Annotated in this window: 12 protein-coding genes; 6 read left to right on the top strand and 6 right to left on the bottom strand. The window is 73.7% G+C overall.

Features of this window, described 5'->3' with window-relative positions; genetic code table 11:
- Positions 1-139 precede the first annotated feature (139 nt).
- The gene (locus tag Asera_RS08660) at positions 140-667 is read left to right on the top strand and encodes a hypothetical protein (protein WP_051802883.1); all 528 of its coding nucleotides are present in this window, start codon (positions 140-142) and stop codon (positions 665-667) included.
- Between the two features lie 66 nt (positions 668-733).
- Here the strand turns inward: Asera_RS08660 and Asera_RS08655 are convergent, their stop codons facing one another.
- On the bottom strand, positions 734-1159 hold the full coding sequence (locus Asera_RS08655; RefSeq protein WP_051802884.1) for an FHA domain-containing protein: 426 nt from the start codon (positions 1157-1159) through the stop codon (positions 734-736).
- A gap of 422 nt (positions 1160-1581) precedes the next feature.
- On the opposite strand from Asera_RS08655, the gene Asera_RS08650 reads away from it, so the two are divergent.
- Positions 1582-2925: a GGDEF domain-containing protein gene (locus Asera_RS08650; RefSeq protein ID WP_084132613.1), complete on the top strand. Its 1344-nt coding sequence runs from the start codon at positions 1582-1584 to the stop codon at positions 2923-2925.
- A gap of 165 nt (positions 2926-3090) precedes the next feature.
- On the opposite strand, the gene Asera_RS08645 is transcribed toward Asera_RS08650, so the two are convergent.
- The 3 genes from Asera_RS08645 to eccB form a co-directional block, all read right to left on the bottom strand.
- Positions 3091-4134, bottom strand: a complete 1044-nt coding sequence (locus Asera_RS08645; RefSeq protein WP_030449039.1) for a hypothetical protein — start codon at positions 4132-4134, stop codon at positions 3091-3093.
- Positions 4135-4145: 11 nt separating this feature from the next.
- Positions 4146-4448, bottom strand: a complete 303-nt coding sequence (locus tag Asera_RS08640; protein ID WP_030449040.1) for a hypothetical protein — start codon at positions 4446-4448, stop codon at positions 4146-4148.
- A gap of 130 nt (positions 4449-4578) precedes the next feature.
- Positions 4579-6015: a type VII secretion protein EccB gene (gene eccB / locus Asera_RS08635; RefSeq protein ID WP_030449041.1), complete on the bottom strand. Its 1437-nt coding sequence runs from the start codon at positions 6013-6015 to the stop codon at positions 4579-4581.
- Positions 6016-6287: 272 nt separating this feature from the next.
- On the opposite strand from eccB, the gene Asera_RS08630 reads away from it, so the two are divergent.
- Entirely contained in the window at positions 6288-8198 is a 1911-nt protein-coding gene (locus tag Asera_RS08630; RefSeq protein WP_169745909.1) for a type VII secretion protein EccE, read from the top strand.
- 39 nt (positions 8199-8237) lie between these two features.
- Here Asera_RS08630 and Asera_RS08625 read toward each other — a convergent pair whose 3' ends face one another.
- The gene (locus tag Asera_RS08625; protein ID WP_212804537.1) at positions 8238-9197 is read right to left on the bottom strand and encodes a ubiquitin family protein; all 960 of its coding nucleotides are present in this window, start codon (positions 9195-9197) and stop codon (positions 8238-8240) included.
- The gene (locus Asera_RS08620; RefSeq protein WP_212804536.1) at positions 9164-9643 is read right to left on the bottom strand and encodes an EsaB/YukD family protein; all 480 of its coding nucleotides are present in this window, start codon (positions 9641-9643) and stop codon (positions 9164-9166) included. The genes Asera_RS08625 and Asera_RS08620 overlap by 34 nt, the downstream gene beginning before the upstream one ends.
- A gap of 117 nt (positions 9644-9760) precedes the next feature.
- Between Asera_RS08620 and Asera_RS08615 the strand changes: the two genes are divergently transcribed.
- From Asera_RS08615 to Asera_RS08605, 3 genes are all read left to right on the top strand, one after another.
- Positions 9761-13750 (top strand): type VII secretion protein EccC, encoded by a 3990-nt coding sequence (locus tag Asera_RS08615; protein WP_030449044.1) that lies wholly within the window; start codon positions 9761-9763, stop codon positions 13748-13750.
- A gap of 142 nt (positions 13751-13892) precedes the next feature.
- Positions 13893-14405, top strand: coding sequence for a GNAT family N-acetyltransferase (locus Asera_RS08610; protein WP_030449045.1), 513 nt, complete (start codon positions 13893-13895; stop codon positions 14403-14405).
- A 136-nt stretch (positions 14406-14541) separates the two neighbouring features.
- Complete coding sequence (locus tag Asera_RS08605) at positions 14542-15333, top strand: nucleotidyltransferase domain-containing protein (protein ID WP_030449046.1); 792 nt, start codon at positions 14542-14544, stop codon at positions 15331-15333.
- The last annotated feature ends 37 nt before the right edge of the window (positions 15334-15370 follow it).

Genomic DNA, 15370 nt, shown 5'->3' with positions numbered 1-15370 from the left:
CATCCGGTTGTTAAGCCACAAAGCGGTCATCACCGGCCACTCGCCCCGGGGTTCGTGGCATGGATGGGGGAGACGTCGACCCGGGCCCCGCCCATAAGCTGAGCGCAACACAGGGGATGCTCCGGGAGGGAACGACATCATGAGCGACGACGGCTACGACACCTCGGTCGACGTGGACGGCAACGGCACCTGGGACGACCACTGGACCGAGTCCGACGGCCACGGTGGGCACTACGTGTACGCCGACATGAACGGCGACGGTCAAGCCGACTTCATCGGCCATGACGAGGACTCGAACGGAACCATCGACGCCGCCGAGTACGACAACAACCACGACGGCTACTTCGAGCAGCACACCGGCGACACCAACGGTGACGGCTGGCAGAACACCGAGGTGTCCGACAACAACAAGGACGGCACCGTCGACGAGGCAGGCCAGGACACCAACCAGGACGGCCACTTCGACGAGAAGGCGTACGACCACAACGAGGACGGCAAGGTCGACGAGGTCGTGCTGGACCGCAACCTGGACGGCAGCGACGACTACGACGCCAAGGACGTCAACTACAACGGTACCGAGGACACGGTGACGACCGACTCGGACTTCAACGGCAACTACGACACGGTGCACTACACCAGCAACGAGGCGAACCCGTTCGCCAGCTGACCGTGCCGACGGCCGGCGCCCCGTTCCCGCTGGGAGCGGGGCGCCGTCGTGCGCAGCGGCCGGCGGTCAGTGACCGACGCGCAGCATCAGCCGGAACTTGCCGATCTGGATCTCGTCGCCGTCCTCCAGCGCGATCGACTCGATCCGTTCCTGGTTCACGTACGTCCCGTTGAGGCTGCCGAGGTCGGCGACCGTGTACGAACCGTCCACGACGCGCAGCTGGGCGTGCCGCCGCGACACCGTCACGTCCTCCAACCGGATGTCGGACTCGGGATGCCGGCCGATCGTCACCGTCGGGCCGTCCACCGGGTACCGGTTTCCGAGGCCCGGCCCGCGCACCGTGACCAGCAGCGCGGTACCGGCCGGCGGTCGGTCGGTGTCCGCCGTCGCCATGGCCTCGCCCGGCAACGTGGTGCGCTCCAGCCGGGTCGTCGCATCCAGCGGCCGTAGCCCGTCGTCCAGCTCCGGGTGCCGTTGCAGGCCTTCACTCATGCCATACCTCCCGAGCCGTCATCGGAGGCCGACCGGTCGGGAGCGACGGTCAGCCGGGGCCGAGTTCCCCCAACCCGTCGCCGCGATCCCACTCTAGGACCCGCCATTGGGTCCCGCTTCGTCCCGGCCCCGGGGCCACCAGCGCCCCGGGGCACATCCGTACCGGGCATCGGCCGAGCTCCCCGCGTGCCCGGCCCCGTCGGCCTCCCCAGCCCAGCCTGACAAACAACCGGGAGTTCGCGCAATGCCCGGGAGTGGCGAACCGTGCATCCGGCCGACAACAGCTTGCACGATGCGAGATGCGGCGATACCGCCGACGAGCACTCCAAACGATCCGGCGCCACACGCCGTAAGGGGCATGACGTGCTGGCATTCGCGTGCGACGATCTGGACCCGGAACCATCGAACTGCGCATCGCCACGATGCGTGGAAGGGGTGTGTTCGTCACGGCGACGAATCGGGTGCAGGTACGGCAGCGCGGCATCCGCGGCTGGGCGATCTGGTCCGCCCCGCCACCGGCGCGCGCGATGGCACTCACCGTGGACGCGGTCGCCCTGGTCCTCGGCGTCGCGGCCATCGCGTTCCGGCTCGACCGGCCGCAGATCGTGTTGGCGCCGCTGCTGATCTGCGCCGCCGTCGCGATCGAGGGCGCCCGCCGGGTGGAACGTGCCCGCCATTCCACCGGAACCCTGCACAAGGATCTGCAGAGCGCCTGGTCGCTCGCGGCGGCGCTGCTGCTGCCCGCCGGTGTCGCGGTCGTCGCCGCGGTCGCGATGTACGCGTGGTGGCGGTTCCGGGCCGGCCGGTGCCGCCCGTTCGCCTGGGTGTTCAGCTGCTCGATGACGTTGCTCGCGGTGCTCGCCGCCGGCACCGTGTACCGGATCACCGAGTCCGGGCTGCGCGACGTGCCGGCCATCGGCGGCCTGTCCAGCACCCTCGGCGTGCTCGCCGCGGCGCTGGTGTACGAGATCGTCGACGTGGCGCTGTGCGGGGCGCTGATCCTGCTGCTGTCCCCCGGCACCAGCCGGGTCGAGGCGTTCGGTGACCGCACCACCGCGGCGATCGACGCGGCGGCGCTCACGTTCGGCGGCCTGGTCTCGATCCTCGCGCTGTACGAGCCGTGGGCGATGCTGCTCGCGCTGCCGGGCGTGGTGCTGCTGCAACGGGTACTGCTGGTCGACCAGCTCGCCGCCGAGGCCCGGACGGACACCAAGACCGGGCTGTCGGTCGCCGGCTGGTGGCACGAGCGTGCCACCGGCGAACTCGCCGTGGCCCAGGCCCGAGGTACCAGCCTGGCGATCCTGGTCGCCGACCTGGACCACTTCAAGCGGATCAACGACGCGTACGGCCACCTGGTCGGCGACGAGGTGCTGCGCGCGGTCGGCGACGCGTTCGCCGCCGGGGTGCGGGGCAAGGATCTCGCCGGCCGGTTCGGCGGCGAGGAGTTCGTGCTCGCGTTGCCGGACACCGACGCGGACCGGGCCGCTGCGGTCGCCGAACGGCTGCGCGGCCGGATCGCGACGCTCCAGGTGCCGAGCCGGATCGAGGTACCGGACGCCGAGCCGGTGCGCGGGCTGACCGTCTCCATCGGCGCCGCCGTGTACCCGGATCACGCGGACACCCTCGACTCGCTGCTGCGGGTCGCCGACACCGCGCTGTACGCGGCGAAGGCAGCGGGGCGCAACCGGATCTCGGTGGCCGGCTCCCCGGCGGTCGGCCCCACCAGCCGCGGCGCCGACACACCGGTCGACAGCGACGCGAGCTGACCCGGTTCGGCCGGCCGGGCCGCACCGGGTCGACCCGGTGCGGCCCCGACCATGGCTACTCGAGCCGGTCGGGGCCAGCACCGTGGCGAAACGACGGTGCCGACCACGGGGGCGAGCCAGTCGGCGCTGGCACGGTGGCGCGAGGCGACCGGCGCCGAGGGCGGGCTACTCGATCAGGCCGGGGGTGGCCTGGCGGGCCTGCCAGACCATGTCGTCCTCGGTCAGCCAGGTGGTGTGCTCCTCCGGGTCGTCGACCCGGCGGCCGGCAGAGGACCCCAGCATCGGGTTGCCGGCCCTGCCCGCCAACGGCTCTTCCCCGGCGACGCCGGGGGCGAGGCGGTTGCCGGGGGCGCCGTTGGCGGCGGCCAGGCCGGAACCGACGGCCACCCCCGGCGTTGCCGGCAGGGAGCCCGCACCGGCGCCCGGCACCGCGGCGACACCGCCGGGCGCCAGCCCGGCCGGGGCGGCGCCGCCGGTGGCACCGGCGGGCATGCTGACCTCGGCCCCGGCGAGCTGGGTGCCGTGCACGTCCGGCGCGGTGATCTGCACGGTCGACGCCGGGCCACCGGTGGTGGTCGAACCGTTCACGTCGCCGTGACCGGTCGGCGGCACCGGCGAGGGGCTCGCGCCGCCCGCGGACCGGCGCAGCGACACCTGACTGGTCGAGGCGCTGCCGGGCAGGTCGGCCGGCGCCGGTGCCACCTGCGCCGGGAACGTCGACTCCGTGGTCACCTGCATCTGACTGCCGAGCGAGGCCATCACCACCTGCGCCGCGTCGGACGCGTGCTTGCGCACCGGGATCTGGTTCAGGTAGCCCTGGCTCGCGCCGACGGTGCCGTCCGGCTGGACCGCGTTCGCGTTCAGGATGTTCTTGGTCGGCACGTCGGGCATCTGCGCCTGCGCGTCCGCCACCAGGTGCGCCACCGCGTTCAGGCCGAGCGACAGCCGGCCGGAGGTGTCACCGGCGTCGCTGGAGCAGCGCTTGGTGGCGGACAGCCGGCGGTGGAACTCGTCCGCGGCCGGACCGGACCAGTCGCCCCGGTCGATCGTCGCGTCCAGCGCCGAGGTCAGGTCGGCCAGCGCGCGCGACACCCGGTGCCAGGCCACCACGTGGGTGTTCTCGACCTCCTTCGGCTTGGCGGCGTCGAGCATGGCCCGCAGCTGCTCGTGGCTGTACTGCTGGTAGCTGTGGTCGCCTACGTGATCCATCGCCGCGCCCCTCAGGCCGTGTGCTGGTTGACGTCGTGGTGCGTGCCGCGCTCGACCGCCTCGTACGCCTGGGCGATGCTGGCGTTGCCGTCCCGCAACGCGACCAGCGCGTTCTGCAGCTGGGTCAACCGGTCGAGCACCTGCTGCTTGGCCTGGTCGTGCCAGGCGATCACGTCCTGCGCGTGCGGGAAGGTGCCGAGTGGCGGGGAACCGAGGTCACTCAGGCCGCCGATCGCCTCGGCCAGATCGGACACCCGATCGTCGAGCGTGCGCACGCTCTGCCGCAGCGACGTGGTGTCGACGTGAAGACTCATCGATCCCTCCGAGACGGTGGTGCGGTGCGAATCGGGCGACTGGTGACGACCCGACCGGGTGCATACGTTATCGGGTCGATGCAACGCTCCGCTGCACCCAGGAAGCAAACTGTCACGAGAACTTCCGCCGTTACTTCCGGCTCGGCGACGGGGACGGCGAGGCGCTCGTCGTCGACGGGTACCGACTCGCCTTCTCCACGTCCAGCACCGGGCCGGCCGGTACCAGGTCGATCAGGTTCTCCGGCAGCCGCACCGGGGTCATGTCGCCGTAGCCGAGCGCGGTGCGCGCCTTGTCGTCCGGCACCGCGTACCGGACGCCCTGGTCGGTGACGAGGTAAGTCGTCCCGGTCGACACGCCCGACGCCGTGGTCGGCGCCACCAGCGCACCGCCACCGCCCGGCACCAGTACCGCATCGGCGGTGAGACCGCCCTTGTCGTCGATGCCGCCCGCCGCGCTGGGATCGGTCCGGGTCAGCGCGGCCGGCGGCGTCCCGTACCACTGGATCCCGATGCGGCCGTGCGCATCGCGCGACGCACACAGCGCCGCCACCTCGCCGTTGTCCTTGGTGGCCAGCACCGGTTGCTTGTCCGGCAGGTCGGGTACCGAGAGGTCCTGCTTCGACGCGGGAGCGTCCTTGTAGTCGGCCGGACTCAGCTGCTCCGCCGAGCTGCGATTCTCCTTGCCCAGCAGCAGCAACTCGACCAGATCGGACACCTGCGCCAGCCCGTCGTCGAGCAACACGAAGTACTGGTCGGAACGGGCCGCGCTGGTCAGCCGGTAGACGGTGCCGATCGGGTCGGAGCCCGCGCCCACCGTCGGGCCCGGCTCGCCGAGGTTGTCGATCGTCGGCGCGACCAGATCCGGGCCGGCCGGAACCGCGTTCAGGAAGGCGGGCGCGACCTGCACCTGCCGCGCAATGGTCCAGCCCAACGCCGCGAGCGATTCGCGGTTCGGGATCCGGAACCGGTGGCCGTGCCAGAGCAGTGCGGGCTTCTCGCCGGCGGCGGTCACGATCACGCCGAGGTCGCCGAGGTCGGTACCGCCGAAGTCGCGGTGCACGGCGACCGTCACCCGCGGCTCGTCGCTGGTGGCACTGGCCGCCTTCGCCGAGCAGACCGACCAGGGCAGCGCGTGCAACGAATCGGTCGACGGCAAGGCATCCGGCGCATCGACGATGCCGACCGGCCGGCCCCGGGCCACCCCGACCAGCGAACTCGCCGACACCGTGATCGTGGTCGGCGCGGCCGCTTTCAGTACCAGCCGGGCGGACGCGTAGTTCAACACCGGGTGCAGCCGGCGCGACCGGTAGACGAACCTGGTGCCCGTCTCCTTCTCCACGATGAGCACGTCACCGTTGCGCCAGGACGTGTTGCCGCCCGGGCGGACCAGCCCGTACACGCCGAAGCCGGCGAGCACCAGGGCACCGACCATGACGCTGGCGAACGTGGTGAGACCGACCCGGCGCAGCGGCGGGTCGGCGGTCTCCGGGTCACCACCGAGCAGTGCCGAGACGATCCGCCGGGTGACGAACCGGTACGCCCGGATCTGCTCGCGACGCGACCGCATCGCACTCCTCCCAGTCGACCCGCGTGCCCGCTCGGTGCGCGGACCCGTCGGCACATACGATGAGGCCCGCCCGAGCCTCGCCGGCGGGCGGGGGCCTTCGGTGGCACGTGCGGCGAAAGCCGACAGGCACCGACGAGCGTTGTATCGGACGGCCGCAACCGAACGCAAGCGGCGAGTCACGGATGTTCGGGCCAGGGCGCGATCCGGGCAGCCGCTGCCCGGCGGGCTATCGTGCAGCAACCCGTACGGTCACAGCGGAGGATCACGGCTCGATGAGCACCGGCAGGACGGCAGGCGGCGACACCCCGCGCCAGCGCGCCGCCGGACCCCGCCCCACCATGGACGACAGGTTGGCCGGCCGCAGCGGCCCGGCCGGTACCGAACTGCCGGCGCTGCGCGCGATGCCGGCCGGCCGGCGGCGGCTGCCCGGCCCGGCGGTCGGGCAACTGGTCGCGGTCGAGGTCGCCGCGTTCGCCATCGCCGCGGTCATCGGCCGCGGGCTGCTGCTGCCGGTCGTCGTCGCCCTCGCGGTGCTGGTCACGCTGCTGTTGCTGGGGCGCTGGCGGGGCCGCTGGTGGTACCAGCAGATTCCGTTGCGGCTGAGCTTCCGGCGGGCCCGGCGTCGGGCGCGCGGCAGTGTCGATCCGCGCCGCGGTGCGTTGCGGGAGCTGGCACCGCGGCTGTCCGCCACCGACGTGACCGAGCGCGACGCCACCTACGGGCTGGGGTACGACGGTGCCGGCTGGTTCGCGGTGATCGAGCTGCGCGGTACCGCGGTCCCGCTGTCGGCGCTGGCCGAGCTGCTGGACGACCGGCTGACCCGGCTGACCGTCAGCTACCGCTACCGGGCCGCGCCGACCCCGCGGCTGACCGCCTGGGCGCCGGCGGCAATGTCCTATCAGGACGGTTCGGCGAAGCTGGCCGGACGGGTACCGCCCGGCGATGCGGCAACCCACCTGTGCCTGCGACTCGACACCGCGGACGCGGTGACCGCGGCGGACAGCCGCGGTGGCGGTACCGCCGGGGTGTCGCGGGCGCTCGCCGCCGCGCTGCGCCGGGCCGACCGGGTGCTGTCCGCGGCCGGCGCCCGGCACCGCACACTGCGCGCGGACGAGCTGCTCGCCGCCCTGACCACCTCGGTCGGGCTCGCCCCGGTGGCGATGCCGGGCCGGCGGATCGCGCCCGGCTGGGACCGCTGCGACGTCGACGGCTACCGGCAGGCGTCGTACCAGGTCACCGCCTGGCCGCCGCGGGCCGGACGGCTGGATGCACTGCTCGCCACCGGACCGACCGCGTGGACCACGCTGACCCTGGTCCTCGGGCCGTGCACCGGGACGACCGACGACGGTGCGCTGCCGCTGCGCGGGTACCTGCGAATCGCGGCGCCGCCGGACGCGTTCGGCGCGGCCACCGAGTCGCTGGCAAAGGCGGCCACCCTGCACGGGGTCACGCTGCGCCGGCTCGACGGCGAGCAGCACACCGCGCTGTACGCGACCGCGCCCACCGGCGCCGAGTCGCCCGGTACGGCGGTGCACGCCGCGCCGGTCGCGGCGCTCGACCGGCTCGCCCCGGCGGTACCGGCCGGCGGGCTGCTGCTCGGCCGCGACCCGGACCGGCAACCGGTGCTCGTACCGCTGTTCGGCGACCGGCCGCGGCGGGTCCTGCTGATCGGTTCCATCTGGCCGACCAGGCTGGTACTGCTGCGCTGCCTCGCCGTCGGCGCCCGCGCCCGGGCCTCCGCCGGTACCCCGGACTGGGTGTCGCTGGGCCGCTGGGCGACCGGCGCGGACCACTGGGTACTGCCGGCGGCGGCGCCGGTACCGGCGGCGCACCCGGCCGCGCCCGTGCTCGTCGCCGTGGATCCGACCGGGCCGACGGCGCCGCCCCCGATGCCGTGGCAGACCGTGGCGGCGACCGCGACCCGGCCGTCCGCGGCGCTGCTGTCCGGCGCGGACCTGGTCCTCACCGGCAAGCTGCTGCCCGCCGACGCGCACCTGATCGGTACCGCGTTCGGGCTCCCGGACGAGCAGCTCGGCCTGCTGAGCCGGATGTACGACGACATGGTGGCGATCGTCGAGCCGGGCGGCGTCCGCTTCTGCTGGCCCACGCCGACCGCGGTGGAGACCGAGATTCTCACCCCGCCCCGGCGTCACCAGCCGGCCCTCGGCGCCCCACCCCGCTGACCCACCGACCCGGTGATCCGCGGCTCACGGTGGCGGGCGTCAGCCGTTGAGGGCGCGGATGACCGTGTAGAGGCCGCAGACGGCGAGCACCAGCGGCACCACCGACAGGCCGAGGACGACCTCGATGATGTCGAGCACCCGGCCACCGACCGGGGTGGCGCGGCGGCCGGCGGCGGCCAGCCCGTACCCGCCGCCGGCGGCGCCGATCACCAGCAGCGCGGCCACCGCCACCGTGACCCGGAGCCCGGCGGACGGCTCGACGGGCCCGAACGAACCGACCAGCACCACGCCGGCGAGCAGCACCGCCAGGCCGAGCAGACCGGCCAGCAGCAGCGGCAACCGCTGCGTCAGCACCGGGAACACCCGGCAGCGGCAGAGCAGCACGATGCTCGCCACGAACGTCAGCGCCGGCCCGGCCCACCCGCCGCCCGCCACCAGCACCGGCACGCAGCCGACCAGTACGGCGGAGGCGGCGGCGAGCAGGGCGGTCAGGTAGTGGCCGGCGGTGACGGTGCGCGCCAGCACGTCGGCGCCCGCCACCTCGACCGCGTCGGTCTTCAACTCGTCGACGGTCACCGGGATCGTCGGCACCGGCAACCGGGCCAACCGGAACGCCGACATCGGCAGCAGCGGCAGTGCACCGAGCGCGACCGCCGCCAGCACCGAGGCCGCGGCCGCGGCCGGCACGCCGAACGCGAGCACCGGGAACGCGGCGAGGCACAGCGCGAACACCGCGAGCCCGGCGCCGACGAACGCGGGCACCTGGTACGCGACCGCGATGGCGCCGAGCACCAGGCACAGCAACGTCACCATGGCGCCGAGCAGCAGCGCGCCGGCACCGTACCGGCCGGGTGCGGGGGCGAGCAGCAGCAGCCCACCGGCGAACCCGTACCCGGCGGCGAGCGTCGCGGCGAGCAGCCCGGCCCGGGCATCGCCGACGGCGCGGGCCAGTACGGTGGCGGTCATCAGCAGCAGCGCGGCGACGGCGAGACCGGCCACGCCGCCGGGGACGGGTGGTGCGGCGAGCGCGAGCAGCGCGGCCCCAGCAGCGCGGCGCCGCCGAGCACGCCGAGGCCGAAGCGCCGGGTGGTGGTCGGCGACCAGCGCCGGCTGTGCCCGTCGACGCCGGCCGCGATCGCGTCCACCACGTCGTCGAACACCACCTCGGGCGCGAGCTGCTCGCGCGGGGTGAAGTGGAGTTCCTCACCGTGCTTGATGGCGAGCTGGGCCGGGGTGCGGTCGGTGGCGAGCGGCGCGCCGCCGAGCCGGGCGAGCGCCCAGCCGCCGTGCACCACGCCGGCGCGGGCCACGTCCTCACCCACGTAGCGCAGCAGGGTGGGCAGCAGATCGGCGAGCGGCAGGTCGTCCGGGATGGACAGATCGACGCGCGTCTTCGGCGCCACCACGGTGACGCGGGTGAGCCCAGCACCGGTCGCTACTGTCACCTTTCCGTCCCTTCGGTTGCCAGCAGGGCATTCCGTGCGCAGTGCAGAGTACCTACGATGGCCAACGCTGGGTATCCCGGTGCACACCAGGCTGTAGGAAGTGGGAAGGTATCGCGCGTGACGAGCACGATCGTGGTGTCCCGGCCGGCCCGACGGCACGGCCCGACCCTTCCCTCCGGCGAGCTGACCCTGGAGGCACCACCGGAAGTGCCCGAGCAGTTACCGCGCGGCATCGGACAGTTGCTGATGCTGCTGCCGATGCTCGCCGGCGCCGGCGCGATGGCGATGCTGTACACCGGGCGCGGCGGCACACTGTCCTATGTGGCCGGTGGCCTGTTCGGGGTGTCGATGCTCGGCATGTTCTTCGGCTCGATGTCCGGCCTCGGCCAGGACAAGACCGCGCAACTGGACGCCGAGCGCCGCGACTACCTGCGCTACCTGGCGCAGATGCGGCGCCGGGCCCGTCGCGCCGCAGCCCAGCAGCGCGCGTCGCTGATCTGGACCCATCCCGCCCCGGATGCGCTCTGGTCGGTCGTCGCCGGCGGAAGGCTGTGGGAGCGCCGGCAGACCGACGCCGACTTCGGCGCGCTGCGCGTCGCGGTCGGCACCCAGCGCATGTCGGTGCACCTCAGCACGCCGGAGACCAAGCCGGTGGAGGATCTGGAGCCGCTCAGCGCGATCGCGCTGCGCCGCTTCACCACCGCGCACACCAACTCGCTCAACGTGCCGGTCGCCGTCGCGATCCGCTCGTTCAGCCGGATCACCCTGCGCGGCGCCGATCCCACCGTGCTCGCGCTGGTCCGGGCGATGCTCTGCCAGTACGCGGCGTTCCACGCCCCGGAGGACGCCCGCGTCGCCGTGGTGGCGAGCCCCGACCGGCGGGCCCGGTGGGACTGGGTCAAGTGGTTGCCGCACGCGGAGACACCGGGCGGCGGCACGCTGCTCGTCGCCGGTTCACTGCGGGAGCTGGAGGAGATCCTCGGCGAGGAGATCGCCAACCGGCCCCGGCACTCGAAGACCGCCGAGCCGCTCAGCGAACGCCCGCACCTGCTCGTCGTCCTGGACGGCGGCGAGGTCAGCGCGGACGCCCAGCTGTACGGGGCCGGCGTGCAGGGCGCCACGCTGCTCGATCTCTCCGGCCAGATCCCGCGCGACGCCGACAACTGGCTGCTCGTACTGGACGTGTCGGCGCAGGCGGTCACGCTGTTCCGCGGCGAGCAGAGCGCGTACCGGGCCAGCGACGACGATCTGGCCGGCCTGCAGCACGAGACCCTCGGTACCCCGGATCTGCTCACCGAGACGCAGGCGGCGGCGTTCGCGCGAAGCCTCGCCCCGTACCGGCTGAGCGGGTCCGGCGGGTCGGACGAGCCGCTCGCCACCACGTTCGAGCTCAGCGATCTGCTGGGGCTGGGCGACGCGGCGGCCCTCGACCCGACACTGAGCTGGCGGACCAGGCCGGAACGCGAACGGCTGCGCATCCCGATCGGGGTCGGGCCGGACGGCGCACCGGTCGAGCTGGACGTCAAGGAGGCGGCGCAGGGCGGCATGGGGCCGCACGGCCTGATCATCGGTGCCACCGGTTCGGGCAAGTCCGAGCTGCTGCGCACGCTGGTACTCGGGCTGGCGGCGACCCATTCGTCCGAGGAGCTGAACTTCGTCCTGGTCGACTTCAAGGGCGGCGCGACGTTCACCAAGCTGGATGCGTTGCCGCACACCAGCGCGGTGATCACCAACCTGTCCGACGAGCTGCCGCTGGTGGACCGGATGAAGGACGCGCTGTCCGGCGAGCTGGTGCGCCGCCAGGAGGTGCTGCGGGCGGCCGGCAACTACGTCTCCCAGCGCGACTACGAGCGGGCGCGGCGGGCCGGCGAACCGCTGGAACCGTTGCCCGCCTTGATGATCATCTGTGACGAGTTCAGCGAGCTGCTGTCCGCCAAACCGGACTTCATCGACCTGTTCGTGATGATCGGCCGGCTCGGCCGCTCCCTCGGCGTCCATCTTCTCCTTGCCTCCCAACGGTTGGAGGAGGGCAAGCTGCGCGGCCTGGACACCCACCTGTCCTACCGGATCGGCCTGCGCACGTTCTCCGCGATGGAGTCCCGGATCGTGCTGGGCAACTCCGCCGCGCACGAACTGCCCAACGCGCCCGGGCACGGCTACCTGAAGACCGACACGTCGACCATGCTGCGGTTCCGCGCCGCGTACGTGTCCGGCCCGTACCGGCAGGTCGGGTCCGGCGATTCGGCCCAGCAGCGGGCCGGGCGCAGCATCGCGGCGTTCCGCATCGACCTCACCGCGCCGGCCGAGCTTCCGGTCGGCCCGACTCCGCCACCAGCCGAACGGCCCGCCCCGCTGCCGGCCGCCAAGGACCAGTCGACGGTGCTCGACGTGATGGTGTCCCGGCTGCGCGGGCACGGCCGGCCGGCACACCAGGTGTGGCTGCCGCCGCTCGGCGACCCGCCGGCGCTGTCCGAACTGCTGCCGCCGCTGTCCAGCGACCCGCAGCTCGGCCTGGCCCCGACCGACTGGGCACCGCGTGGCACGCTGCAGGTGCCGCTCGGCGTCGTGGACCGGCCGTACGAGCAGCGCCGCGACGTGCTGTGGGCCGAACTCGCCGGCGCCGGCGGCCACGCCGTCGTGGTCGGCGGCCCGCAGTCCGGCAAGTCGACGCTGGCCCGGGCCCTGATCGGCGGCCTCGCGCTCACCCACACCCCACGCGAGATCCAGGTGTACTGCCTGGATCTCGGCGGCGGCGCGCTGTCGTCGCTGCGCGGGCTACCGCACGTCGGTTCGGTCGCCACCCGGCGCGACCCGGAGCTGCTCCGCCGTACCGTCGCGGAGCTGACCGGGCTGCTGGCCGAGCGGGAGGCCCAGTTCGCCGAGGCCGGCATCGACGGGATGACCACGTTCCGCCGCCGGCTCGCCGCCGGCACGCTGCCGGACGAGCGGTTCGGCGACGTGCTGCTCGTCGTCGACGGCTGGGGCACCGTGCGGAGTGAGTTCACCGAGCTGGAGGAGCGGATCACCGACCTCGCCGCGCGCGGCCTCGGCTACGGCATCCACGTGATGATCACCGCCGCCCGCTGGGCCGAGATCCGGCTCAACCTGCGCGATCTGCTCGGCACCAGGTACGAGCTGCGGCTCGGCGACCCGGCCGAGTCCGAAGTGGACCGCCGGCTGGCCGCCTCGGTACCGGAGCGCTCCCCCGGCCGCGGGCTCGCCGCCGACGGCAAGCAGTTCCTCGTCGCGGCACCCCGGATCGACGGCATCAACAGCGTCGAGGACCTGGCCAGCGGCGTGTCCGGGCTGGTCGATGCGGTCGCCACCGCGTGGAAGCACGCGCCGGCGCCCGAGGTGCGGCTGCTACCCCGGATGTACCAGGCGGTCGACCTGCCGCGACCCGACGACCCGGCCGGCGTCCCGATCGGGCTGTCCGAGACCGACCTCGCCCCGGTACGGCTGGACTTCACCACCGAACCGCACATGGTGCTGGTCGGCGACACCGAGTCCGGCAAGACCGCGTTCCTGCGCATGCTCGCCGGCCAGCTCGTCCGGCGGTACCGGCCGGAGCAGGCCCGGATCATCGTCGGCGACTACCGCCGCACCCTGCTCGGCGCGGTACCCGAGTCGCACCTGCTGGAGTACGCGCCGTCGTCGGACGCGCTGCGGGACGCGCTCGCCTCGGTCGCCGACGCGATGCGCAAGCGGCTGCCCGGCCCGGACGTCACCGCCGAGCAACTGCGCGCCCGCTCCTGGTGGCGCGGCCCGGAACTGTACCTGCTGATCGACGACTACGACCTGGTCGTCACCGGCAGCGGCAACCCGGTGAGCGCCCTCGCCGACCTCGTCCCGCAGTCCCGCGACATCGGCCTGCACCTGATCCTGACCCGGCGCATCGGCGGGATGTCCCGCGCCATGTACGAGCCGATCGTCCAGTCGCTGCGCGAGCTCAACATGCCCGCGATGATGCTGTCCGGCCCGCGCGACGAGGGCATCCTGTACGGCAACCGCCGCCCCGAGCCGCTCCCGCCGGGTCGCGGCTGGCTGGTCCGCCGCCGCGACGGCGCCCAGCTCGTCCAGCTCGCGTACCAACCCCCCACCGACTGACCCGGGGAGAGCCGAGGGTGCGTGGTGCGCGACGTTTTTCCGATGTATGCCCAGTACCCCCGCTACACGTACCGGCTCTCCGGATCGCGGCTGGCCGGGTGATCGGCGGCGGGTTGTCGGGGGTGGGTGGTAGACGGGAGAGGTGGAACTTCGCAACGTACGGCTGGACGACGTGGACGCCTACGTGCGGATGCGGTGCGACCCGGCGATGATGGCCGAGCTGGGCGGCCCGCAGCCGGCCGACCGGATGCCGGACAAGGTCCGCCGCGACGTCGCCGAGGCGGAGGCCGACCTGTCCTGGATCCAGATGATCGTGCCCGACCCGGCCGACCCGGCGGAGGTCGCCGGCAGCGTGGTGATCTGGGCGCACGAGCTGGCCGGCACGCCTATCAGCGAGATCGGCTGGATGGTGCTGCCCGAGTACCAGGGTCGGGGGTACGCGAAGCGCGCGGTGCGGCAGCTGCTCGCTCGGGCCCGGCACGAGCGGCGGTGGGGCAAGGTGCACGCCTTCCCCGGCGTCGGCAACGCCGCGTCGAACGGCGTCTGCCGGTCGGTCGGGTTCCGGCTGCTCGGCCCGACCGACACCGAGTACGCCGGCCAGACGCTGCGCACCAACCACTGGGCCATGGACCCGGCGACCGATCTCGCCAGCTGACCCCACGCGCCCCGGCCGCGCCGGTACCCACCGGCCGGCGGGCGCAGGTGGTCACTCGGCGCGCCGGGGCGGGCGCGGGGTCATCATCGGGGAAACGGGTACCGGGGCGGGGGCGGCGCTGGTAGACCGTGGACGGGTGGCGGTCGATGGATGCGGGTGGGCGATGGACGACGCGACGTTCCTGGACGACGTGGCCGACGCGCTGGCCGGGCTGCCCGGTGTCACCGCGGTGGCGCTCGGTGGCTCGCGGGCGCAGGGCACCTGCCGGCACGACAGCGACTGGGACCTGGCGATCTACTACCGCGGCGACTTCGATCCGGAGGCGCTGCGGGCGATCGGCTGGCCGGGCGAGGTGTCCGCGCTGGGCGGTTGGGGCGGCGGGGTGTTCAACGGCGGTGCCTGGCTGCGCATCGACGGGCGGCCGGTCGACGTGCACTACCGCGACCTGAACGTGGTGGAGCACGAGCTGGTCGAGGCGCAGGCCGGCCGGTTCCGGATCGAACCGCTGCTGTTCCACCTGGCCGGCATCCCCAGCTACCTGGTCGTCGGTGAGCTCGCGATCGCGCGGGTACTGCGGGGCGAGCTGCCCCGGCCGGACTACCCGGCGGCGCTGCGCCGGTCGGCGCCACCCGTCTGGTGGGGCAGCGCCGAGCGGGTCTTCGAGTACGCCCGAGCGAACCATGCCCGGCACGGCCGGCTCGCGGCCTGCGCCGGGCTGGTGACGGTGGCCGCGAGCCAGGCAGCGCACGCGATCCTGGCCGCCCGCGGGGAGTGGGTCACGAACGAGAAGACCCTGCTGGACGGCGCCGGGCTGGCCGAGCTGGACGAGCTGGTCGCGGTCGCCCGGCCGACCCCGGCATCGCTGAAGCATCTCGTCGACGACGCCCGTACCCTCGCCCGCGGCGCCCTCGACGCCGCTTCCGCCTGACACCCCGGCCCGCCCCCTCGACGCGGCATCTCCGGTC

This window comes from Actinocatenispora sera, assembly GCF_018324685.1.
GTDB lineage: Bacteria > Actinomycetota > Actinomycetes > Mycobacteriales > Micromonosporaceae > Actinocatenispora > Actinocatenispora sera.
Note: the sequence above shows the minus strand (reverse complement) of the source record. Positions and strands in the feature narration are given on the sequence as shown.

Bases quoted from the DNA above. Each gene is read 5' to 3' on its own strand.
- Asera_RS08655 (WP_051802884.1), bottom strand. From the start codon at position 1,159: ATGAGTGAAGGCCTGCAACGGCACCCGGAGCTGGACGACGGGCTACGG.
- Asera_RS08660 (WP_051802883.1), top strand. From the start codon at position 140: ATGAGCGACGACGGCTACGACACCTCGGTCGACGTGGACGGCAACGGC.
- Asera_RS08645 (WP_030449039.1), bottom strand. From the start codon at position 4,134: ATGGATCACGTAGGCGACCACAGCTACCAGCAGTACAGCCACGAGCAG.
- Asera_RS08640 (WP_030449040.1), bottom strand. From the start codon at position 4,448: ATGAGTCTTCACGTCGACACCACGTCGCTGCGGCAGAGCGTGCGCACG.
- Asera_RS08650 (WP_084132613.1), top strand. From the start codon at position 1,582: ATGCGTGGAAGGGGTGTGTTCGTCACGGCGACGAATCGGGTGCAGGTA.
- Asera_RS08630 (WP_169745909.1), top strand. From the start codon at position 6,288: ATGAGCACCGGCAGGACGGCAGGCGGCGACACCCCGCGCCAGCGCGCC.
- eccB (WP_030449041.1), bottom strand. From the start codon at position 6,015: ATGCGGTCGCGTCGCGAGCAGATCCGGGCGTACCGGTTCGTCACCCGG.